Annotated in this window: 17 protein-coding genes; 8 read left to right on the top strand and 9 right to left on the bottom strand. The window is 63.1% G+C overall.

From position 1 onward, the window contains the following. Window positions 1-91 precede the first annotated feature (91 nt). Window positions 92-1,714: an acyl-CoA synthetase gene (locus Q8K09_RS01495; protein WP_305253230.1), complete on the bottom strand. Its 1,623-nt coding sequence runs from the start codon at window positions 1,712-1,714 to the stop codon at window positions 92-94. Between the two features lie 257 nt (window positions 1,715-1,971). Here Q8K09_RS01495 and Q8K09_RS01490 point away from each other — a divergent pair, with 257 nt between their 5' ends. From Q8K09_RS01490 to Q8K09_RS01475, 4 genes are all read left to right on the top strand, one after another. Beyond that, on the top strand, window positions 1,972-4,257 hold the full coding sequence (locus tag Q8K09_RS01490) for a PAS domain S-box protein (protein ID WP_305253228.1): 2,286 nt from the start codon (window positions 1,972-1,974) through the stop codon (window positions 4,255-4,257). After that, window positions 4,254-4,898 carry a response regulator transcription factor gene (locus Q8K09_RS01485; protein ID WP_305253226.1) on the top strand — a complete coding sequence of 215 codons (645 nt, stop codon included), beginning with the start codon at window positions 4,254-4,256 and terminating at the stop codon, window positions 4,896-4,898. The genes Q8K09_RS01490 and Q8K09_RS01485 overlap by 4 nt, the downstream gene beginning before the upstream one ends. A gap of 169 nt (window positions 4,899-5,067) precedes the next feature. Continuing rightward, complete coding sequence (locus tag Q8K09_RS01480) at window positions 5,068-7,719, top strand: EAL domain-containing protein (protein WP_305253224.1); 2,652 nt, start codon at window positions 5,068-5,070, stop codon at window positions 7,717-7,719. 239 nt (window positions 7,720-7,958) lie between these two features. Continuing rightward, a complete protein-coding gene (locus Q8K09_RS01475; RefSeq protein WP_305253223.1) occupies window positions 7,959-8,915 on the top strand; it encodes a stealth family protein in 957 nt (318 codons plus the stop codon). 9 nt (window positions 8,916-8,924) lie between these two features. On the opposite strand, the gene Q8K09_RS01470 is transcribed toward Q8K09_RS01475, so the two are convergent. From Q8K09_RS01470 to Q8K09_RS01445, 6 genes are all read right to left on the bottom strand, one after another. Then, entirely contained in the window at window positions 8,925-11,516 is a 2,592-nt protein-coding gene (locus tag Q8K09_RS01470; protein ID WP_305253222.1) for an EAL domain-containing protein, read from the bottom strand. A gap of 97 nt (window positions 11,517-11,613) precedes the next feature. Next, entirely contained in the window at window positions 11,614-12,225 is a 612-nt protein-coding gene (locus Q8K09_RS01465; protein WP_305253220.1) for a class I SAM-dependent methyltransferase, read from the bottom strand. A 19-nt stretch (window positions 12,226-12,244) separates the two neighbouring features. Next, a complete protein-coding gene (locus Q8K09_RS01460) occupies window positions 12,245-12,592 on the bottom strand; it encodes a DUF5629 family protein (RefSeq protein ID WP_305253218.1) in 348 nt (115 codons plus the stop codon). A 20-nt stretch (window positions 12,593-12,612) separates the two neighbouring features. Continuing rightward, complete coding sequence (locus tag Q8K09_RS01455) at window positions 12,613-13,254, bottom strand: oxidoreductase (protein WP_305253217.1); 642 nt, start codon at window positions 13,252-13,254, stop codon at window positions 12,613-12,615. Between the two features lie 50 nt (window positions 13,255-13,304). Further along, window positions 13,305-15,071 carry a C13 family peptidase gene (locus Q8K09_RS01450; protein ID WP_305253215.1) on the bottom strand — a complete coding sequence of 589 codons (1,767 nt, stop codon included), beginning with the start codon at window positions 15,069-15,071 and terminating at the stop codon, window positions 13,305-13,307. Between the two features lie 130 nt (window positions 15,072-15,201). After that, a complete protein-coding gene (locus Q8K09_RS01445) occupies window positions 15,202-15,657 on the bottom strand; it encodes a MaoC family dehydratase (protein ID WP_305253213.1) in 456 nt (151 codons plus the stop codon). 224 nt (window positions 15,658-15,881) lie between these two features. Here Q8K09_RS01445 and Q8K09_RS01440 point away from each other — a divergent pair, with 224 nt between their 5' ends. Genes Q8K09_RS01440 through Q8K09_RS01430 form a run of 3 tightly spaced genes read left to right on the top strand, consistent with a single transcriptional unit; the run spans window position 15,882 to window position 17,567 of the window. Continuing rightward, the gene (locus Q8K09_RS01440) at window positions 15,882-16,244 is read left to right on the top strand and encodes a CidA/LrgA family protein (protein WP_305253210.1); all 363 of its coding nucleotides are present in this window, start codon (window positions 15,882-15,884) and stop codon (window positions 16,242-16,244) included. Beyond that, a complete protein-coding gene (locus Q8K09_RS01435; RefSeq protein WP_305253209.1) occupies window positions 16,241-16,957 on the top strand; it encodes an LrgB family protein in 717 nt (238 codons plus the stop codon). Before Q8K09_RS01440 ends, Q8K09_RS01435 begins: the two co-directional genes overlap by 4 nt. Window positions 16,958-16,970: 13 nt before the next feature. Further along, window positions 16,971-17,567 (top strand): LON peptidase substrate-binding domain-containing protein, encoded by a 597-nt coding sequence (locus Q8K09_RS01430; RefSeq protein ID WP_305253207.1) that lies wholly within the window; start codon window positions 16,971-16,973, stop codon window positions 17,565-17,567. On the opposite strand, the gene Q8K09_RS01425 is transcribed toward Q8K09_RS01430, so the two are convergent. Both Q8K09_RS01425 and Q8K09_RS01420 read right to left on the bottom strand, forming a co-directional pair. Beyond that, window positions 17,561-18,877: a bifunctional DedA family/phosphatase PAP2 family protein gene (locus tag Q8K09_RS01425; RefSeq protein ID WP_305253206.1), complete on the bottom strand. Its 1,317-nt coding sequence runs from the start codon at window positions 18,875-18,877 to the stop codon at window positions 17,561-17,563. The two genes, Q8K09_RS01430 and Q8K09_RS01425, sit on opposite strands and share 7 nt — an antisense overlap. After that, complete coding sequence (locus tag Q8K09_RS01420; protein ID WP_305253205.1) at window positions 18,874-19,590, bottom strand: DNA-3-methyladenine glycosylase; 717 nt, start codon at window positions 19,588-19,590, stop codon at window positions 18,874-18,876. The genes Q8K09_RS01425 and Q8K09_RS01420 overlap by 4 nt, the downstream gene beginning before the upstream one ends. A gap of 172 nt (window positions 19,591-19,762) precedes the next feature. On the opposite strand from Q8K09_RS01420, the gene Q8K09_RS01415 reads away from it, so the two are divergent. Then, complete coding sequence (locus tag Q8K09_RS01415) at window positions 19,763-21,031, top strand: glutamate-5-semialdehyde dehydrogenase (RefSeq protein ID WP_305253204.1); 1,269 nt, start codon at window positions 19,763-19,765, stop codon at window positions 21,029-21,031. The last annotated feature ends 2 nt before the right edge of the window (window positions 21,032-21,033 follow it).

The following is a 21,033-nucleotide window of genomic DNA, read 5'->3' as shown; positions in this document are numbered from 1 at the left end:
CGCGCATGACGCTTTTTGTTGTTGTGTTTTATTGCTGTTGAAAGGGGTAAACAGCCGCTCGCCCCTCGCTGGGGCGAGCGCGGTTGGTCAATCAGAGCGCCTTGGCCATGTCGCGCAGGACGAACTTCTGGATCTTGCCGGTGCTGGTCTTCGGCAACTGGGTGAAGACCACGGTTTTCGGGACCTTGAAGCCAGCCAGGTGCTCGCGGCAGAAGGCGATGATGTCGGCCTCGCGAGCAGTCTGCTGGTCGACCTTGAGGGTGATGAAGGCACAGGGGGTTTCGCCCCACTTCTCATCCGGGCGGGCGACCACGGCTGCTTCCAGCACGGCGGGGTGGCGGTAGAGCACGGCTTCCACCTCGATGGTGGAGATGTTCTCGCCACCGGAGATGATGATGTCTTTCAGCCGGTCCTTGATTTCCACGTAGCCATCGGGGTGACACACGGCCAGGTCGCCGGTATGGAACCAGCCGCCCTCGAAGGCCTCGGCGGTGGCGCTGGGGTTCTTCAGGTAGCCCTTCATCACTGTGTTGCCACGCATGAAGATTTCGCCGATGGTTTCGCCATCGCGTGGGGTCGGCTCCAGGGTTTTAGGATCGCCGACCATCAGGCCTTCCAGGGTCGGATAGCGCACGCCCTGACGCGACTTGATCTGCGCCCGCTGCTCCAGCGGCAACGCATCCCATTCGGCATGCCAGGCGCACACGGTGACCGGGCCGTAGACCTCGGTGAGGCCGTAGACGTGGGTGACCTTGATGCCCATCTCTTCCACTGCGCCGATGACCTTGGCCGGTGGCGCCGCGCCGGCGACCATGGCATTGACCGGGTGCTCGATGGCAGCCTTGGCCGACTCGGGCATGTTGACCAGTGCGTTGAGCACGATCGGTGCGCCGCACAGGTGGCTGACCTTGTGCTCGCGGATCAGGTGCAGAATTTTCTGCGGGTCGACCCGACGCAAAAACACATGCACGCCCGCCAGGGCCGTGATGGTCCAGGGGTAGCACCAGCCGTTGCAGTGGAACATTGGCAGGGTCCAGAGGTACACCGGGTGGTGGCCCATGGCCCAGGTCATCTGGTTGCCCAGCGAGTTCAGGTAGGCGCCGCGGTGGTGGTAGACCACGCCCTTGGGGTTGCCGGTGGTGCCGGAGGTGTAGTTGAGGCTGATGGCCTGCCATTCGTCATCCGGCCATTGCCAGGCGAATTGCGGGTCGCCTTCGGCCAGCAGGGCCTCGTAGTCGAGGTCACTGACCGCCTGGCCTTCGCCATATTCAGGGTCATCGACGTCGATCACCAGCGGCGGGTGGTCGAGCATGCCGACGGCGGCGTGGATCACGTCATAGAACTCGCGGTCGGTGATCAGCACCTTGGCCTCGCCATGCTGCAGCATAAAGGCGATGGCCTCGGCATCCAGGCGCACGTTAAGCGGGTTGAGCACTGCGCCGATCATCGGCACGCCGAAATGCGCTTCGAGCATCGCCGGGGTATTGGGCAGCATCAGTGCCACCGTGTCGCCCTTGCCGATACCGCGGCCGGCCAGGGCCGACGCCAGGCGCCGGCAACGGGCATAGGTTTCGGCCCAGTCGCGACGAATCGAGCCATGGATCACCGCCGGGTAATGCGGGTAGACGCTTGCGGTGCGCTCGAGAAAGCTCAACGGCGAGAGGGCGATGTGGTTAACGGGGGCAGGCGCAAGGCCTTGTTCGTAGATCGACATGCGAGTACCCATGGCAGATTATTTGCTCTTGTAGCGCCAGTTCGGCTGGCGAATAGGCGTTTCATGTTTCAACTGGGGGGCATTTATATATTCACCTAGTAAAATATGGAAGTTAAACCATAGTTCTATAGTATGTTTACTATATTGCTCTGTGGGGTATATCCCTTGGTCGCTTTGCGTTGCGCGTGCGTTGCCGTGATGCTTGCGGATGGTCAACACGCACCTGCGGGTAGCCCGCTGTGAGGAAGCAGATTTAAATGAGTGAAATTCGCGTGCAGCTGCACAGCTGGCTGGCTTTACAGCGCGAGGCGTTGCCCCTGGCGGTGCGCGCCGATGCCTTGCGCCGCACCCTGCACGCTTGTCCCGAAGTGCGTCAGGCGTTCTTTCTGGGTTGGCAGCCGGGCACCGGTATCTACAGCCATGAAGGCAGCGCCCCGCACCTGCCGCCTGGTTTTGGCGATCCCTTGCAGGCCAGCGACCAGCTGTTGTTCGAGGCGCTGGCTCAGCAGCCGCGGCTGGATCTGGCCGAGTTGCGCGGCTTGCCCTGCTGGTTGGCCGGGCGGGTGCGCCGCGCTGGCCTCAGTCACGGTCAGGTGCTGGCCTTGCAGCTGGATGAGGGGCGGCCCGGTTTGCTGCTGATCGAGCTGCAGGAGGGCGTCAGTCTCGACTGGCTTGGCTTTATCCATGAGTTGTTACTGACCCTGCTGGCCAGCCTGCCCGCGCAGGCGCGCGGCACGGCCTTGCTTGGTGCCGATCCGCAGCCGAGCCTGCTGCTGGATGCGCAGGCGCAGCCGCTGCAGCTGAATGCGGCCATGCTCAAGCTGCTGGGTGAGCGGCCGTTGCCGGCGGTGGCGGCTTTTTTGCCGGTCAATGCCGCGCAACTGGTGCGCGCCTGTTTGCAGCAGGATCGGGCCATTGAGGAGGTTGAGGCGCAGGTCGACGGGCAGATTCTGATCTGGCTGTTCGTGCCCGATCCCCTCGAGCAGCGGGTGCTGGCCCGTTGTCGGTTGGCCACCGCCCAGGTACGCGCCGAACGTGAGGCGGCCAAAGCCAGCCGCCTGTATCGCCTGATCACCGAGAACACCACGGACCTGATTTCCCGGCACACCCCGGACGGGCGGTTCCTGGATGCCTCGCCGGCCAGCTGGACGCTGCTCGGCTACTGGCCCGAAGAATTGCGCGGCACCCGGGTGCAGGCGCTGCTCCATCGCCAGGGTAAGGCGCAACTGGTGCAGCGCACACACGAAGCGCTGGAGCAGGACGGCTACCACACCATGACCTTCCGCATTGCCCACCGTGACGGCCACTACCTGTGGTTCGAGACAGCCAGCCGGGCAATCCGCGAAACCTACACCGGCGCGGTGGTCGAAGTGGTCAGCGTGTCGCGCGACATTACTGCGCGCGTGCAGGCGGAGGAGAACAAACGGCGGCTGGCCGAGGTGGTCGAGGCCAACACCGACCTGGTGTTGTTTATCGACCCGGCCGGGCGCCTGACCTACCTCAATCCGTCGGCTCGGCATGCCCTGCATATCGCCGCAGATCAGCCTCTGCCAGAGTTGGATGCGCTGCTCGCCGAAGATGATTTGCAGCAATTGCAGGCCCACGGTTGGGCCGCCGCCGATAGCCGTGGCGTGTGGAGCGCCGAGGTGCGCCTGCGACCACTGGGGCAGCCGGCGCCCTTGCTGGTGTCGCTGGTGCTGCTGGCCCATCGCGGCAGTGGCGGCGAGCATTACTATTCGCTGGTGGCCCGCGACATGACCGAGCGCGAATTGCGCGAGGCTCAGCAGCGCCATCACCAGGATGAGCTAGCGCACACCGCGCGGCTGGTCACCCTCGGTGAACTGGCCTCGGGGATTGCCCATGAGATCAACCAGCCACTGGCGGCGGTGGTCAATTACGCCGGGGCCAGCCAGCGCTACCTCAAGGTTCTGGGCACTAATCCCGAGGCGGCAGACAAAGTCGCCCAGGGGCTGGAGCGCATCACCGAGCACGCCAACCACGCCGCCGAGGTGATCAAGCGCCTGCGCGCCTTCCTGCGCAAGGGGCAGCGCCGCACCCAGGCGCTGGACATGGCCCAGGTGGCCCGCGAGGCGATGCGCCTGTGTCAGTGGGAGGCGAGCAACTGGCAGGTGAATATCGTCGAGCAACTGGCGGATAATCTGCCGCCGGTGTATGCCGACCGGGTGCTGCTCGAACAGGTGCTGCTCAACCTGCTGCGCAATGCTATTGACGCCAACCGTGAAGCGCACCCGGGTAAGCCCTCGCGCATCGAACTGAGCGCCGGCGAGCGTGGCGGCCAGTTGTGTGTCTGGGTCAGTGACCAGGGGCCGGGCGTGGCGGCGGCGCAGCTGGAGCATATCTTTACCCCGTTCTACACCAGCAAGGCGGAAGGGCTGGGCCTGGGGCTGTCGATGAGCCGCAGCATTATCGAAGGCTTTGGTGGCGCCCTGGAGGCTCATCCAGGTCAGGCGGGCGGCCTGTGCCTGGAATGCCGGTTGCCGCTGGGGCGAGTCGACGAGAACAATACGAGGAGCAGGGGATGAGCGGGCAAATGCAACACCAGGTGTATGTGGTCGACGATGACCAGGGCATGCTCGACTCCACCGTGTGGTTGCTGGAGTCGGTGGGGCTCAAGGCGTTGCCCTTTACCAGCGGCCGGGCGTTTCTCGAGGCCTGCGCGGCCGAGACTCGCGGCTGTGTGTTGCTCGATGTCCGGATGCCCGGCATGGGTGGCTTGAATGTGCAGGAAGCGCTGCGAGCGCGCGGCATCGACATGCCAATTATTTTTGTCAGCGGTCATGCCGATGTGCCGATTGTGGTGCGCGCCTTTCGTGCGGGCGCGGTGGACTTTATCGAGAAACCCTACAACGAGCAGTTGCTGCTCGACAGCGTGCAGCAGGCATTGAGTCGGCAACCGGCGACGCCGCTGGCGGATCAACGCTTGCAGGCGGTGCAGGCGCGCCTCGACAGTCTCACCCCGCGCGAGCGCGATGTACTGCTGCCGCTGGTGTGCGGTTACACCAACCGGGAGGTGGCCGAACAGCTGGCGATCAGCGTCAAAACCGTTGACCTCTACCGTTCGCGGGTGATGAAGCGCATGCAGGCCGATACCCTCGCCGATCTGGTCGGTATGGCCATCGCTGCGGGTCTGGTGGACGCCCTGCAGTTGCGTGCGCTGCCTTAGGGTTGCGTCGCAGGCGCTCCACGCCAGCGCCGCCGGCTGCTGCGAGTGATCCGGGTCGCCAAAAACGACCGACCTGTGGCCTGATCTGCTGCTGGTAAATTGCTATTATGTGGCCTTTCCGGTCACTCCCCACCGCTGGCCAGTGCCGGTAACCCCGTCGAGTTGTCTAATGATTCTGAAATTTATCGAGAGCGCGGCTCTGCTGATCGCGTTGTGCTGGCTGCATGCCCTGAATATGCGCTACATCCAGCAGCAACTGTTGCGCCAACTGGTGGCCGGTGGTCTGTTCGGGGCTACCTGCGTGATTGGTATGTTGGCTCCGCTAACGCTCAGCGAGGGCTTGATCTTCGATGCGCGCAGCGTGGTACTGAGCATGGCTGGGTTGTTCGGCGGCCCGCTGGTGGGAGCCATAGCCGGGCTGATCGCCGGCGCCTATCGGCTCTGGCTGGGCGGTGTCGGGACGCATGTGGGGCTGTTCAATGTCGTCATGCCGTTACTGATGGGCCTGGCCTATCGGGCGGCCTGCCAGCGCAACTGGTTGCGCATAGGTGTCTGGCAGTTGCTGCTGTTTGGTGCCCTGGTGAATCTGTTGCTGGCGCTGAGCTTGGGCCTGTTACCCGTCAGGGATTTCAGTCAGGCGTTGCCGCAGGTGGCCATTTCTATTTTCCTGGTGCTGACGCCGGCCACCCTGCTGTTGGGGTTGCTGCTGCAGGACATTTACCTGCAGACCCGTGATCGCCAGGCCCTGCGCGAGAGCGAGGCGCGCCTGCGCGCGATCAATGAGGCCAGTCCGGATTTGACCCTGGTGCTGGACGAGGAGGGGCGCTACCTGGAGGTGATGGCCCCCGATCCGCAGCTGCTGCACGGCGGCGGCAAGGATTTGCTGGGCAAGTGCCTGAGCGAGGTACTGCCTGTGGGGCAGTCGGAGCTGTTCATGGCGTTTATTGCCCGTACCCTGGCCAGCGACAGCGCGCAAACCCTGGAATACGGGATGCAGACGCCTTCCGGCCACCGGCTGTTCGAGGGGCGCGCCAAACGTCTGGATACCCCGCTGCAGGGCAAGCGGGCGGTGGTGTTTATTGCCCGTGATATTACCGAAAGGGTCAATTTCGAACTCGATCGGCGGATTGCGGCAATTGCCTTCGAGTCCCAGCAGGGCATGCTGATTACCGATGCCAGCACGCGGATCCTCAAGGTCAATCGGGCCTTCAGCCAGATCACGGGCTACAGCGCCGCCGAAGTCATCGGCCAGTCCACCCAGATGCTCGGCTCCGGTCGCCAGGGGCCGGAGTTCTATCAGGCCATGTGGCAAGCCCTGATCGAGACCGGCATCTGGGAGGGGGAAATCTGGAACCGGCGCAAGAATGGCGAAGTGTTTCCCGAGTGGCTGGCCATCAGCGCGGTGCGCGATGAGAAGGGCATGGTCATCAATTATGTGGCTTCGTTGACCGATATCAGCGAGCGCAAGTCCGCCGAGGAAAAGATCAAGCACCTGGCGTTTTATGATGCCCTCACCGGCCTGCCTAATCGGCGTCTGCTACGTGACCGTCTGCAGCAGGCGCGCGCTTTGAGTCGGCGCAGTGGCGAGTATGCCGCGCTGGTATTTCTCGACCTCGACAACTTCAAGAATGTGAACGACCTGTATGGTCATCAGGTCGGTGACGAACTGCTGTGCCAGGTCGCCGAGCGCTTGCGCCATAGTTTGCGTGAGCGCGACACCGTGGCCCGCCTGGGCGGCGACGAGTTCGTGGTTATGCTTGAAGGGCTTGATAGCTGTGCCGAGGAAGCTGCCTCCCAGGTCGAACACCTGGGGGGCAAGGTGCTCGATGCCCTGCGCCAGCCCTATCAGATTGGCGGTCATAGCCTGTTCAGCAGTGCCAGCTTGGGTGTGGTGCTGTTCTGTGACGAGCAGTACTCGGTGGATGAGCTGATGCAGTGCGCCGATTTGTCGATGTATACGGCCAAGGCCGAGGGCAAGAACGCCTTGAGCTTTTACGACCCACAGATGCAGGAAGCGGTGAGCGCTCGCCTGCAACTGGAAGAGGATATGCACCGCGGGTTACGGGCCGGCGAGTTCCTTCTGTACCTGCAGGCCCAGGTGGATCAGGTGGGGCGCCTGACCGGTGCTGAGGCGCTGGTGCGCTGGCAGCATCCGCAGCGCGGCTTATTGGCGCCAGGGGCTTTTATCAGCATCGCCGAGCGCTGCGGGCTGATCGAGGCCCTGGACATGCAGGTGCTCGATGCCGCCTGCAAGGTGCTCGCGCAGTGGGCGCGCCAGCCGCACAGCGCCGGCTTGAGCCTGTCGGTAAACCTCAGTGCGCGCCTGCTGTATCAGGCAGGCTTTGTCGAGACGCTGAAGCAGACGCTGCGGCATAGCGGCGCAAACCCCCAGCGCCTCAAGCTGGAGCTGACCGAGTCATTGCTGCTGACAGACATGGATGAAGCCATCGTGCGCATGCAGAAGCTCAGGGACATCGGCATCCGCTTCTCCATCGACGACTTCGGCACGGGTTATTCGTCCATGGCCTACCTGCAGCAGCTGCCTCTGGATCAACTGAAGATCGATCAATCTTTCACGCGTCAGTTGCCGGACAATAGCGGCAGCCTGGCCATCGTGCGCGCCACTATCGCCTTGGCGCAAAGTCTCAATCTGGAAGTGATTGCCGAAGGTGTGGAGGTGCTGGAGCAGCGTGACAGTCTGCTGAGCAATGGTTGTTCGCACTTTCAGGGTTACTATTTTGGCCGTCCCATGGCTGTGCAGAGTTTTGAAGCCTCTGCCTTGTTTCAGCCGAGGGCCGATGCACCAGCGTCCGCTAGTTGAATAGCAGTGTACTGCTCGCGTTCGCCGGGGCTTTGTTACCATGCGTGACGAGTTTTTTCATTATCAAGCTGCAAGCCGAACCTCTCCCTGCCTCAGCGGTGGTCCTGCCTGGCCGGACGCCTTGGGTTACTTGGCTGAAGCAAGCAAACGGTCCTGTAAACCGGGCGCCTACTGTGCCCGGTTTGCCAGCGTCATGAGTGGGCGTGACTTTCACGGTATTTCAATGAGCAACCGTATTCATGGATGTGGATAGCAGTACCAGGCCGCAACCGTTCGATGTGGTGATTACCTGGGTTAATGGCGCTGATCCACTGTGGCGTGCAATCAGGGCATTGCATCAGGGCGAAGTGAACCAGCAGCAGACCTTGTCGACCAGTAACGTGGAGGGGCGCTTTCGCGATAACGGCGAGTTACGCTACCTGTTGTATTCCTTGCGCGCCTTCTGCACCGGCTTGCGCCGGATCTTCTTGGTGACTGCCGGGCAGCGGCCACACTTTCTTGACGAGTTCCCTGAAGTCGAACTGGTCGATCATCGCGACTTTATTGCGGCCGAGTACCTGCCGACGTTTTCTTCGCGGGCGATTGAAGCGTCCCTGCACCTGATTCCAGGTATCGCCGAGCATTTCGTTGCCTTCAATGATGATGTGTTTCTGATGCGCCCCGCCGATTTTGCGGACTTCTTCGGCACCCTGGGGTGTGTGGTGTACCTGACTGACGAGGCATTGCCCGCCAGCAGTGATGCGCAGACCTTGTCAGGGTACAACGATGCGCTGAATGCCCGGCGCTGGATGCTCGAGCATTACGGTCGCTCATCCGTCAATCGCATCATGGAACATGCCCCCAGGGGCGTGCGCAAGAGCTGGATGGATAAGCTGGAACAACGTCATCCGCAGATGTTTGCCGAGGTGCGCGAGGAGAAGTTCAGACGCAGCAGTGGTCAGAGCATTCTCGCCAATCTGTATGGCGACTGGTGCCTGAGCCAGGGGCGCGGCGAGGTGCGTAACAATCAATGCGCCTACCTGTTTACTGATGCACTGGAGCAGTCGCCAGCGCAGGTCGCCGAGTTTATTGCGGCGGATGTACTGGGTCGCAAGCTCAGCCTGTGCATCAATGACCAAGGCGATGACCGCGAGCTCAAGCGTGTACCGCAGGCGCTACGGATGGTCATGGAAAACCTCTTTACCGAGGTTGCCTGAGGCGCCGGTTCAGCTGTTGCTGGCGTCGGACCACTGTTCGAGCTTCAGCGCCGGTGCCGGTCTGCCGAACAGATATCCCTGAAACCGCTTACAGCCCAGGAGCAGCAAGGCGTCGCGTTGGGCCGGGGTTTCCACGCCTTCGGCAATCACGTCCAGGTTCAGGCTGTCGCCCAATGCGACTATGGTGCGCACGATGGCGGCATCGTTGGGTGCGCTGAGCAGGTCGCGGACGAAACAGCGGTCGATCTTCAGCTGGTTAAGGGGCAAGCGCTTGAGGTGGCTGAGTGACGAGTAGCCGGTGCCGAAGTCGTCCAGCGCGAAACGCACGCCGCGCGCCTTGAGCTGGCCCATCTTGACGATCATGGCCTCGACGTCCTGCACCAGATGACTCTCGGTCAGCTCCAGCTCCAGGCGCTGCGGGTTGGCGCCGGTTTCATCGAGCACGGCAAGCACCTCGGCGACGAAGTCGCGGTGGTGAAATTGCTTGGCGCTGACGTTGACCGCCATGATCAGGTGCTCGCGCTCGGCATCTGCAGCCCAGGTCACCAGTTGCTGGCAGGCGCTGTGCAAGATCCAGCGGCCGAGCGGCAGAATCAGGCCAGTGCTTTCCGTCAGTGGGATAAATTCCCCCGGCGCTACCAGGCCACGACTGGGGTGTTGCCAGCGCACCAGGGCTTCGGCGCCGAACAGTTGGCCCTGCGCGTTGACCTGTGGTTGGTAGTGCAGCACGAAGTGCTGTGCGCTCAGACTCTGGCGCAGGTCGTTTTCCAGGGTGGCGCGGGCGCTGACCTCAGCCTGCATCTCAGGGTTGAAGAATCTCAGGGTGTTGCGTCCGGCGGCCTTGGCCTTGTACATGGCAAGGTCGGCACGCTTGAGCAGTTCGTCCACCGTGCCCTGGGCCTCGGAAAACAGGGCGATGCCGATGCTGGCGGTGCTGCTGTAGCTGCGCCCGAGCAGGCTATAGGGCTCGGCGAGGGTCTGCAGCAGCTTGGCCGCCACTTTGTCGATTTGTGCGATGGCCTCGGAGTGCTGCGGGTGCAGCCCTTCAAGCATGAGTACGAACTCGTCGCCGCCGAGGCGGGCCAAGGTGTCCTCCTCGCGCACATGGCTGCTCAGGCGCTGGGCCACCTGCTGCAGCAACTGGTCGCCCATGTCGTGGCCCTGGGTGTCGTTGAGATCCTTGAAGTTGTCCAGGTCGATGAACAATAGCGCGCCATCCAAATGGCCGCGCACGCCTTGGGCCAGGGCATGTTGCAGGCGATCGAGCAGCAAGCGGCGGTTGGGCAGACCGGTGAGCAGGTCGTAGAAGGCCAGGCGATGGATCTGTTCGAGGTTCTTCTTGTGTTCGCTGATGTCGGTGGATATGCCGCACAAGGCATAGATGCTGCCGTCAGGGCGGCGCAGCGGCAGCTTCACTGAGAGGAAGGTCTGCTCGCGGGCGCCGTCCGGGCTACGGTTGACTTCCTCGGTATCCACCCGCTCGCCGAGCAGCAGCACACGACGATCGTTCTCATGCAGGTTGGCTGCGGTAGTCACGTCGAAGAAGCTGTCATCGGTCTGACCGACCACCTGCGCTAGCTGCAGGCCGAACAGCTCGCAGACCTTGCGGTTGGCGTACTGGTAACGCAGCTCGGGATCCTTGATGTAGATGTAGGCTTCAACACTGTCGAGAATGGTATTCAGGCGCTGCTCGCTGGCGGTCAGGTGGCGAGTCTTTTCGGCGACTTGGCGGCGCAGCAGCAGGGCGCCACCGAGCGCCGCCATCAGCAGGCCGGCGAGGATGGCCAAGCCCCACCAGGCAGCCACCGGTATCCGCCATTGGGGTTGCTGGCCGCCCCAGCGCTGCAGGGTCTGGTAGTAATACGAGGAGGGCGTACTTTTCCACGCCAGCAAATGGCGATCGATACTGCTCAACAGGTCACTGTTGGCACCCTTGCGGGTGGCATAGAACAGCTGCGCAGGCTGAAACATGATTGGCGTGCTGCGGAGCCGGTAGTACGGTGCATGGAAGTCACCATATTGTTGATTGGCCACTACTGCTTCGGCCTGCTGGCTGGCCACCAGCTCTAAGCCCTCGGCCAGGCTGTGCACGGGGATCAGCCGTGCTTGCAGGCCGAAGCTGTCGAGCAGCGTTTGCAGATAGTTCTGTTGGATGGAGCCGGCCAGCACGGCGATCCGTCGATCATCGAGGTCGAGGACCGACTGCAAGTTGGTCTCCTCGCGGCTATACAGCTGCGACCAGCTATACAGCGAGGGCTGCTGGTGGAAGTCCAGTTGCTGCGCGCGCGCTTCACTGAAGGCGACATCTGGCAGCAGGTCGATAGTGCCGTTTTTCGCCAGATCCAGGCAGGCCTGCCAATCGCAGGCCACCGGGGTGAGTCGCCAGTTTTCCTGGCGGGCGATTTCAGCCAGCAATTCGCCGAGGATGCCGGAGATTTGCCCGTTCTGATCCAGCATGATTTTCGGTGCGTTGGCGTAGACGCCAACCCGCACTTCGCGCGGTTGTGCCCAGGTCGGCGAGGCGCAGACCATGCACAGTGCCAGCAAGCTGGTCAGGCAGGTGTGGCGGATAGTGAAGGGACGTGTCGAGGGTGGCTTCATGCGCTAACCGGTTTCAATCCTATAAATGTATCCAGCAACCATAGACAGCATACGGCTCTATTGCGTGTGGCAGAAGGCCGTCATGGCGGTCTCAAACCTAGTGAGCCCAGCCGCGATAGACGAACGTCATGGGCCTGGGGCCTTGCAGGTAGCGGGTATGCAGTTGGCCGATGATGAAACCGCCACTCTCGATCAGTGCCGGGATATTCCGATTGAGGTGGCAGCCACCGGCCAGGGGCTTCCAGTAGGGCGTCAGGCGGTTCTGCCAGCGCACTACGGCTGCATCCGGGGCCAGGCCATGTTCGCAAAACAGCAGGCGGCCGCCGGGTTTCAGGACCCGACGCATTTCTCTAAGCGCGGCCACGGCGTCCGGGATGGTGCATAGGGTGAAGGTGCAGACGACGCTGTCAAAGCTGGCGTCGTCGGCCTGGATCTGGCCCAGCTCCAGGGCGATCATCTGCACCGGTATGGCGCAGCGTGCCGCGCGGTCTCGGGCCAGGCGTTGCATCTCGGCGGCCGGATCGACGCCGACAATCGCGCTGACTTTTTCAGCATCGTAGAACGCCAGATTGAGGCCGCTACCGATACCGATCTCCAGCACCCGTCCCTCGGCCAGCGGGACGATCTGCGCGCGGGTCTGCATCACTTCGCCCATGCCGCAGGCGAAATCGATCAGGTGCGGCAGAATATAGCGGTCATAGAGTTGCATGGCGCGCTCCGCAGGGGCGTCAGTCGTTGCTGGCGTCGTCGCTGTCGAGATTGTTGCCGCTGATCGCCGCGAAGCATTTGATCCGGTGCTCTGTATCGCCGTCGTTCAGGCGCCAGCTGTCCGTGTCGGCGTCGAAGCGCGCCGCGTTGACCGTGGCCAGGGAGAACTGCCAGTGGCGCCGAGCGCTGCCGTCGACGCAGTCGATGTTCAGTAGCGGCTGGTCCTGGCTGTCGGCACTGGCCGAGCCGGCGCTGACTTGAGCCAGCAATTCCTTGTCCAGGCTGAATTGCCAGGCGTAGAGGTCGTTGATTTCGAGCATGTCGGCGGCTTCTAGGGCTTCGATCAGGCTGCTGTGGGCTGTGCTCATGGGTTTGCTCGGTAGGGAGGTTAGCGGCCTAGACGGCGCAGGTGGTCGGATTCGATGACGCGTACGCCGCGGCCTTCTTCCAGGGCCAGTCGCCACAGGGCGCGGGCCAGGACGGTGGCTTCGATGCCGTGGTACTTGCCTGGCAACCAGCGCGCCAGCGGCGCAGCCAGGCGTTCGCCGAGGCGGAATTCGTTGCGCGGTCCAAGCAGCAGGGATGGCCGTGCCAGGGTCAGCTGTGGCCAGTCCTGGGCTTGCAGCGCCTGCTCCATTTCGCCTTTGACCCGGTTATAGAATACCGATGACGTGGCGTCGGCACCCAGGGCGCTCACCACCAGCAGGTGGCGCGCACCGAGGGCGCGGGCTTGTTGGGCAAACGCCACGACCAGGTCGTGGTCGACAGCGCGAAATGCCTCCTGCGAGCCGGCTTGCTTGATTGTGCTGCCCAGGCAGCAGAAAGCCGTGTCGATGGGGCCGGTGAGCTGCGGCAACAGATCACGCAGTTCGCCCACCGGGTTTTCCAGGTGCGGGTGCTCGGCCAATGGCCGGCGGCTCGGCGCCAGCACGCGCGCAACCGTAGGTTCGTTGAGTAGACGGTCCAGCAGGTGTTCGCCGGTCAGGCCGGTGGCACCCGCGAGGAGGATGTGCTGGGGCGTCAAGTACATGGTTGTGTGGTCTCCGCTGATATCAATCAGCTTAACAGGCCGTTGAAAAACTATTGCGCGTTGCGCCCGATACTTTGATCCCGGGGTGGGGTGGAACTGGCGGCTGTCGGGTCAGCGGCGGCGCTGTGCAATTCGCCATCGGCCTGTTGCGCGCGCAGGGCACGCCAGCGTTGCAGGACGGCTTTGGCGGGCCAGATTTGCGGCTCGGAGGCCTCGAAGCCATCGGCTTGCTCGCGCTCGGCAACTTTTGTTTTGGCCAACTCGAAGGCGTGCTGCAGGTCATCGGTCTCGTTGAGGGCTTCGGCGAATAGCGCCCGGCCAAAATAGGTAAAGTCGTTTTCTTCCGAACAGCCGAAGGACACCCGGTCAGCCCGTGCGGCGGTCATCACCAGGGTCTTGTCGTCTTGCAACAGGGGAATGAAACCGCCGGAATAGCACGCCGAGATCACCACCACCTTGTGCCGCTCGCGCAGCGGTTGCAGCAGGACGGCCAGTTCGCTGGCCGGCAGGTCACTCAGTTGCAGGCGCGGTTGGTCGAGGTTCAGCTCATGCCGGCTCGACCCGTGGCTGGTCAGGTAAATGAAGATCAGGTCCTCCGGTCCGCTGCGCTCGGCCAGTGCCTGCAGTGCGCGGCGCAGGCTTTCGCGGGTGGCCAGTGGGCGCTTGCTGATCTGCTCGCGATGATTGGTCAGGGTAATCCGGCCATGGGCGGCGAAGCGTTCGCCAAGCAGGTTGGCGACATAATCGGCCTCGCGCATGAACACGCTCTGCTTGCCGTCGCCGGCCAGAGTCAGTGCGTACAGCTCGATGGCCGGGGTAGAGGCGGGGAGGTCGGCGATGGCCTGTTCGAGCAGGCGACCCTGGGCCAGCAGGCCGAGCTCCAGAGGGTCGGGCAGCATGTGGCCCTGTTCGTCGCGCAGGCGTTGCCCGCGCTTCCAGGTGCCGCTCTGTTGCGTGCCCCCGGCAAGCGTCAGGGTGCCGTTACCGGCATATTCACCATCGTTGAAGTGACCCTGGTAAACGCTGCCGTCAGCTAGGTGCAGAGTGCCCTGGCCATGGTAGGCCCAGTCGCGGAACTCGCCGCGGTAGCGCTCGCCGTCAGCTCCCTGGAACTCGCCAGCGCCGTTGAGTGCGCCGGCAACAAACTGTCCGCTCCAGACATCGCCAGCCGCGGTCTGGTAGCGGCCTGTGCCATGGAACTGATTGTCACTGAATGCGCCGCTGTAAAGATCGCCGTCACTGCTCTTGAAGCTGCCGGCGCCGTGCAGTTGGCCCTTGACGAATTCGCCGCTGAGCTGGCTGCCATACTCGTCGCTGTTGACGCCCTGACCATTGGCCAGGCCTTGGCTGAACTCGCCGTGGAAGCTGCTGCCATCTGCGCGTTCGAGGCTGCCCAGGCCATGGAACAGGTCATTTTTGAATGTGCCGCGATAGACCAGGCCCTCTCGCTTGAGCGTGCCTTCGCCGGCAAGTCGGCCCGCGGCAAAACCACCTTGGTAGGTACTGCCGTCACGGTAGCGAAGGGTGCCCTGGCCATGAAAGTCGCCGTGCTCAAATGCGCCGACATAATGCTCGCCATTCGCGTCGTGCCATTCGCCGAGGCCGTGCCGTTGCCCATCCTTGAAGGTGCCGACGAACTGGCTGCCGTTGCGATAATCCAGGCGGCCATCGCCTTGTAACAAGCCGTCAACCACTTCCCCGCGATAGCGCGAGCCGTCGGGCAGGATCGCGTCGGCGGGCAGCAAGCGTTCGCCGTCGCCGCAGGCGGCAAGCAGGAGGGTGAGGCTCAGGGGGGCCAGTTTGGCGAGGCAGCGCATGGCAAGCATCCAGATTCGGGTGTTGCCGCAAGTATGCCGCAAACCGTTGGCTCTGCGCTGCCGTAGCGCAAGGGCTGAGGCATGACCGGCGTTCGCTCGGCTGAGCGAGCGCCGGGGACGCTGGCGTCGATCAGACGAAACAGAGGGTCAGCGGTTCGGCCACATAGGCCGGTTTGTCCTGGCCTTCAATTTCCAATACCGCGCGGGCCTTGAGCAGCCACTGGCCGGGATTTTTCTCGGTGGCGTCGGTCAGGGTCACCACCAGGCGAACCTTGGAGTCGACTTTGACCGGCTGGATAAAGCGCACGCTATCGAGGCCATAGTTGATGGCCATTTTCAGGCCCTGGGGCATGATCATGATGTCTTCCATCAGCATGGGGATCAGCGACAACGAGAGAAAGCCGTGGGCGATGGTGCCGCCGAAGGGAGTCAGTTTGGCTTTTTCCGGGTCGACGTGAATGAACTGGTGGTCGCCGGTGCACTCGGCGAATTGATTTATGCGCTGCTGGTCGATGGTCAACCAGGCGGAGCGTCCCAGTTCCTTGCCTACATAGTTATTGAGTTCTGCTATGGGTACTGACGGCATGATTCCTCCTTGAGGAGACGGGTAGTTGTTGTTTTTCGAGTCGAATCGCCTAGCGTTTTTTTACAAACGCTCAGTCTCTAGATCATCACGCGGGCTGCCGCCGGGTCAAGTCTGCGCTGTGTTGCTGAATAGCGGGTTATAGGCAAGCGTGGTGCCGGCCTATAATGGCTGCGTTTATGCTTATGCGCTCGCCGCTGTTCGTCACTTAAATCGGAGATTCACTCATGCTGTTACGCGGCCTGTCCTGGCTGGTGCTTTGCCAGTTGCTCGGCACGGGACTCAACGTATTGTTCCTGCCGATGTTGCCAGGGCCGATTATCGGCATGCTGTTGCTGTTGGTGTTCCTGCTGGTGCATGGCGAGGTGAACGAGCCCTTGCACGTTGCCGCCAGCAGCCTGCTCAAGTACCTGCCGCTGTTGCTGGTACCGCCGGCAGTCGGGGTGATGGCCTACGCCGATGCAATTACTGCGGACTTCTGGGCGGTGATCGGTGCCTTGGTGCTGTCGCTGGTGCTGTCGGTGGTATTTGTCGGTTGGATGATGCAAAAGCTGATCGAGCGCCAGCAGCGTCGCCGGGAGGACGTATGAGTCTTGAGTGGCATGCTGCCTGGCAGGCGATCATCCATCACCCCTTGTTTGGCATCGGCATCACCTTGGGGGCATTCCAGTTGGCGGTTGCTGCGTACGAGAAAACGCGCTGGATGTTCCTGCAGCCGGTGTTGGTGTCGACGGCGATTGTGATCGGCGTACTGTTGTTGTGCGGCCTGAGTTTTACCGAGTACCGAGTTAGCGCTGAAGCCCTGACCCTGCTCCTCGGTCCGACTACCGTAGCCTTGGCGGTGCCGTTGTTCCTGAATCTGCGGCGGATTCGCCAGTTATTCTGGCCGACCGTGCTGACCTTGCTGGTCGGCGGCGTAGTGGCGACGGTGCTTGGCACGGCGCTGGCGTGGTGGTTCGGTGCTGACTCGATCATGTTGATGAGCATGGCGCCGAAGTCGGTGACCTCGCCGATTGCCATGCTGGTGGCCAGTCAGATTGGCGGCATTGCCGCGCTGGCCGCGGTCTTCGTGATGATCACCGGGGTGGTTGGGGCGATGCTCGGGCCGCCGCTGTTGCGCTGGTGCGGTGTGCGCCATCACGCAGCCATCGGTATGGCCCTGGGCATCACCGCGCATGCAGTCGGGACGGCGCGGGCCATGCAGGAAAGCGAAGAATGCGGGGCGTTCGCCGCCCTGGCGATGAGCCTGATGGGTATGCTTACCGCAGTGCTGTTGCCGCTGGCGATCCTGTTCCTACTCTGAGAGGCAACCCCCCATGACGTTCCCCCTGTTTGCGCTTAATACCGTGTTGTTTCCGGGCTGCCTGCTCGATTTGCAGATATTCGAGGCGCGCTACCTGGACATGATCAGCCGCTGTATGCGGCAGGGCGAAGGTTTTGGCGTGGTGTGCATCGTCGACGGGCAGGAAGCCGGTGAGGCCGCCGGGCAGTTCTCATCGATTGGTTGCGAGGCGCGGATCTGCGACTTTCAGCAGCAAGCCAATGGCCTGCTGGGGATTCGTGTCGAGGGCGGCCGGCGCTTCAAGGTTCGTGACGCGCAGGTGTTGGCGGATCAACTGACTGTCGCCGAAGTCGATTGGCTGGATGAGCCGGCAGAGCAGCCCCTGGGCTCCGAGCATGCGGATCTGCTCGCGTTACTCGAGGCGTTGGCCGAGCATCCGCTGGTCGCCGCGCTGGGCATGACCGGCGGGGTCAGCGGTCAAGCGGCCTTGGCCAATCAACTGGCCTACCTGCTGCCATTGGCGCCCGAGCAGAAGCTCCAGTTGCTCGAGCTCGACATGCCGCAGGCGCGCCTGACTCAGCTGCAAGTCTGGCTCGACCAGATGCAGGGCGAGAACGGCGCCGTTCAGTAGCCATAGCGCAGCACTTGCGCGGACAATTGCCAGGTGGCGATGGCGCCGAGCAGTCCCAGGCATGCCGGTAAAATCAGCCACCACGCCTTGGCGGGTAATGCGCTCTGCGGCGTGCGCCATTGCGTAAGGCCCAGGCTGAGCGCACACATCCCCCCTGCCAGCAGGGCGCCGGCGATGATGTCGCTCGGCCAATGCACCCCCAGATACACCCGCGACATGGCAATCGCCATGGCTGGAAAACTGGCCACTAATAGCCAGGCCAGGCGCAGCCGCGCAGGCGCGCCGCGTCCTGCGAGTACGCCGAGTACCAGAAAAAAAGCGAACGCCGCCGAGCTGTGGCCGCTGGGTAGGCTGAAGCTACTCAAGGGCTCAAGCAATACATCCGGACGTTGGCGGGCGAGCAGTGCTTTAAGTGCGCCATTGGCCAGTGCGGTCGCAAGTAGGGCGCCGCCGGCAAACAACAGCGCCCGCCACTGCCGAGCCAGCAGCAGCAACAGGCAAAGCAATACGCCAACGGCCAGCTGGCTGTGGAAGTCGCCGAGACGGGTAATCAGCACCATCATAGTGTCCAGGCTGGCGCTGCGCTGTTCCTGCACCAGGGCGAGCAGGCCGCGGTCGAGTTGATCGAGGCGTTGCCAGCCGATAAATACGCCGCACAACAGCAGCAGGCTCAAGCCTGCGGCGGTCCAGCTGGCGCGGCGGCGCTCGCCCAGGCTGGCATGCACGCTGAGCAGCAGCAGGGCGGCCAAACTGGCGGCTAGAACTGCGGCTTGTGGCCAGAAGCCCTCGGGCAGCGGCAGGCGCAGTGCCGCGCCGGTAGCCCAACCCGGCAGCAGGTAGGCGATGACCCAGCCGGTCGAGGCCAGCAGGCTGACCAATACAAAGCGGCCGAACGGCATGTTGAGCATGCCGGCGATCATCGGCAGCATTGGTCGCAGCGGGCCGATATAACGGCCCACCAGCAGGCTGGCGATGCCATAGCGCTGGAAGTAGAACTCCGCACCCGCCATCCATTCGGGGTGGTGGCGCAGCCCCGGTAGGCGGCGAATATCCTGGTGAAAATAGCGCCCGGCGGCGTAGGACAGCAGGTCGCCGAGCAGCCCGCCGCAGTAAGCCAGGAGCAGGGTTTCGCCGAGCGTCAGGGCGCCGCTGCCGGCCAATACGGCGACGGTGAACAGCAAAATGGTGCCAGGCACCAGAATGCCGACAATCGCCAGGCATTCGAGGCAGGCGATGAGGAAGATCGCCAGGCCCAGCCACTCGGGGTTGGTTGTGAGCCAGAGGGTTGCGTCAGTCAGCCATTGGCTCATCGATGTGCATCCTCGGGGCCGAGTAGATAAAAGTCTCGACCTTCGACCTGTCCGCGGCGCAATGGGTTGCGTGTGCAATGCCGGGCAAAGGCGGCGTCGACGAAGCGGTAAGGCAGGTGCTCGTCGCGCCCGGCGGGAATGCCCAGGCGCGACGTCTGTACGACCTGCGTTGGGCGCTCGCCGAGATCCTCGACGAACAGGCGCTGTGGGTCGAAACGCCGGGCATCCCAGTCGGGCACTTTCAGGCCCAGGGCCTTGCACAGCAGGGTCTGTCCGGCGCAGAGTTTTTCCTGCGGGCGAGGCCGGCCCTGAGCGTCCGGGTTGTTGGCCTGCATCTGCGCCAGGCTGGCAGAGTCCGAGCAGGCGTCGAGCCAAGGGTGGGCCGATTTGATCAGCACTGCGTTGCCTGGGCCCTGGGCGCTGAAATTCAGCGAGTCGCCGCCGCGGGCGTAATACATGTAGATGTACCCGCCATCGAGAAACAGCGCGCGGCGTTTCTCGGTATAGCCGAGCGAGGCATGGCTGCCTTTTTCCGCGCAGTAATAGGCTTCGGTTTCGATAATGCGCGCGCTTAGCCAGCGTTCGCCGTCACGGTGGCGAATCACCTTGCCCAGCAGTTCGCGGGCGAGCAGGCGAGCATCACGGTCGAAAAAGCCCGCGGGCAAGGGCTTGGCATCTGGCCAGGGCAGGCTTGGAGTGGGTGCGTCAGGCATGTGGGGTCGAGAGCTGAGGCAGGCGAAGACGACGATGATAACAACAAGCACCGGGTCTGGACTTGTCCAGCTGAGCAGGTAATTGTCACGGTATCCGCCAGGCGCCGCTGTGCGCGGGGCGGTGGCGCCGCTATAATCAGCCGCTTTAGTTATTGCCAGGCTAACCGAGACCATGACCGAGTCCGTACTCGACTATATGACCCGCTTGGGCCGCGCGGCCCGCGCCGCCGCCTGCGTGGTCGCCCGTGCCAGCACCGCACAGAAGAACCATGCCCTGCAGGCTACTGCCGAGGCGCTGGACGCTGCGCGCGCCGAGCTGACGACTGCTAACGAGCTGGATCTGGCCGCTGGTCGCGCCAATGGCTTGGAACCGGCACTGCTGGACCGCCTGGCGCTGACCCCTGCGCGTATCGACAGCATGATTGAAGGCTTGCGCCAGGTCGCGGCGCTGGCCGATCCGGTCGGCGCGATCCGCGATATGAGCTACCGTCCGTCGGGTATCCAGGTTGGCAAGATGCGCGTGCCGCTAGGCGTGATCGGCATCATCTATGAATCGCGGCCTAACGTGACCATCGACGCCGCGAGTCTGTGCCTGAAATCCGGTAACGCCACTATTTTGCGTGGCGGCTCTGAGGCGATTCACTCCAACCGTGCGATAGCCGCCTGCATTCAGCGCGGCCTGGCAGCGGCTGATCTGCCGGCCGCCGCCGTGCAAGTCGTAGAAACCACCGATCGCGCCGCAGTCGGCGCGCTGATCACGATGCCTGAGTTCGTCGATGTCATCGTGCCGCGCGGTGGCAAGGGCTTGATCGAGCGCATCAGTCGCGACGCCCGGGTGCCGGTGATCAAGCACCTCGATGGTATTTGTCATGTGTACGTCGACGCCCTGGCCGAGTTGCCCAAGGCCCAGGGTATTGCCTTCAACGCCAAGACCTACCGTTATGGCATCTGCGGCGCGATGGAGACCCTGCTGGTCGACCAGGCCGTGGCGGCTGCATTTCTGCCCGCCATGGAGCGGATGTTCCTCGAAAAGGGCGTCGAGCTGCGTGGTTGCGAGCGCACCCGTGCACTGATCCAGGCCACGCCTGCGACCGAAGAAGACTGGAGCACCGAATACCTGGCGCCGATTCTGTCGATCCGGGTGGTCGACGGCCTGGATCAGGCCATCGAGCACATCAATCGCTATGGCTCGCACCACACGGACGCCATTGTCACCGAGCATCAGGGCCGTGCCCGGCGCTTTCTCGCCGAGGTTGACTCCAGTTCGGTGATGCTCAATGCGCCCACTTGCTTCGCCGACGGCTTCGAGTATGGCCTGGGCGCGGAAATCGGTATTTCCACTGACAAGCTGCATGCCCGTGGCCCGGTTGGCCTGGAAGGCCTGACCTGCGAGAAGTATGTGGTGATCGGCGACGGCCAGTTGCGCGGGCAGACTGCATAGCA

Source organism: Pseudomonas sp. (assembly GCF_030683065.1).
In the GTDB taxonomy this organism is placed as follows: Bacteria; Pseudomonadota; Gammaproteobacteria; order Pseudomonadales; family Pseudomonadaceae; genus Aquipseudomonas.
Note: the sequence above shows the minus strand (reverse complement) of the source record. Positions and strands in the feature narration are given on the sequence as shown.

Coding starts and splice junctions, on each gene's coding strand:
- Q8K09_RS01490 (WP_305253228.1), top strand. CDS start 1,972: ATGAGTGAAATTCGCGTGCAGCTGCACAGCTGGCTGGCTTTACAGCGC.
- Q8K09_RS01450 (WP_305253215.1), bottom strand. CDS start 15,071: ATGCGCTGCCTCGCCAAACTGGCCCCCCTGAGCCTCACCCTCCTGCTT.
- Q8K09_RS01475 (WP_305253223.1), top strand. CDS start 7,959: ATGGATGTGGATAGCAGTACCAGGCCGCAACCGTTCGATGTGGTGATT.
- Q8K09_RS01430 (WP_305253207.1), top strand. CDS start 16,971: ATGACGTTCCCCCTGTTTGCGCTTAATACCGTGTTGTTTCCGGGCTGC.
- Q8K09_RS01495 (WP_305253230.1), bottom strand. CDS start 1,714: ATGTCGATCTACGAACAAGGCCTTGCGCCTGCCCCCGTTAACCACATC.
- Q8K09_RS01440 (WP_305253210.1), top strand. CDS start 15,882: ATGCTGTTACGCGGCCTGTCCTGGCTGGTGCTTTGCCAGTTGCTCGGC.
- Q8K09_RS01420 (WP_305253205.1), bottom strand. CDS start 19,590: ATGCCTGACGCACCCACTCCAAGCCTGCCCTGGCCAGATGCCAAGCCC.
- Q8K09_RS01480 (WP_305253224.1), top strand. CDS start 5,068: ATGATTCTGAAATTTATCGAGAGCGCGGCTCTGCTGATCGCGTTGTGC.
- Q8K09_RS01415 (WP_305253204.1), top strand. CDS start 19,763: ATGACCGAGTCCGTACTCGACTATATGACCCGCTTGGGCCGCGCGGCC.
- Q8K09_RS01435 (WP_305253209.1), top strand. CDS start 16,241: ATGAGTCTTGAGTGGCATGCTGCCTGGCAGGCGATCATCCATCACCCC.
- Q8K09_RS01470 (WP_305253222.1), bottom strand. CDS start 11,516: ATGAAGCCACCCTCGACACGTCCCTTCACTATCCGCCACACCTGCCTG.
- Q8K09_RS01465 (WP_305253220.1), bottom strand. CDS start 12,225: ATGCAACTCTATGACCGCTATATTCTGCCGCACCTGATCGATTTCGCC.
- Q8K09_RS01425 (WP_305253206.1), bottom strand. CDS start 18,877: ATGAGCCAATGGCTGACTGACGCAACCCTCTGGCTCACAACCAACCCC.
- Q8K09_RS01485 (WP_305253226.1), top strand. CDS start 4,254: ATGAGCGGGCAAATGCAACACCAGGTGTATGTGGTCGACGATGACCAG.
- Q8K09_RS01445 (WP_305253213.1), bottom strand. CDS start 15,657: ATGCCGTCAGTACCCATAGCAGAACTCAATAACTATGTAGGCAAGGAA.
- Q8K09_RS01455 (WP_305253217.1), bottom strand. CDS start 13,254: ATGTACTTGACGCCCCAGCACATCCTCCTCGCGGGTGCCACCGGCCTG.
- Q8K09_RS01460 (WP_305253218.1), bottom strand. CDS start 12,592: ATGAGCACAGCCCACAGCAGCCTGATCGAAGCCCTAGAAGCCGCCGAC.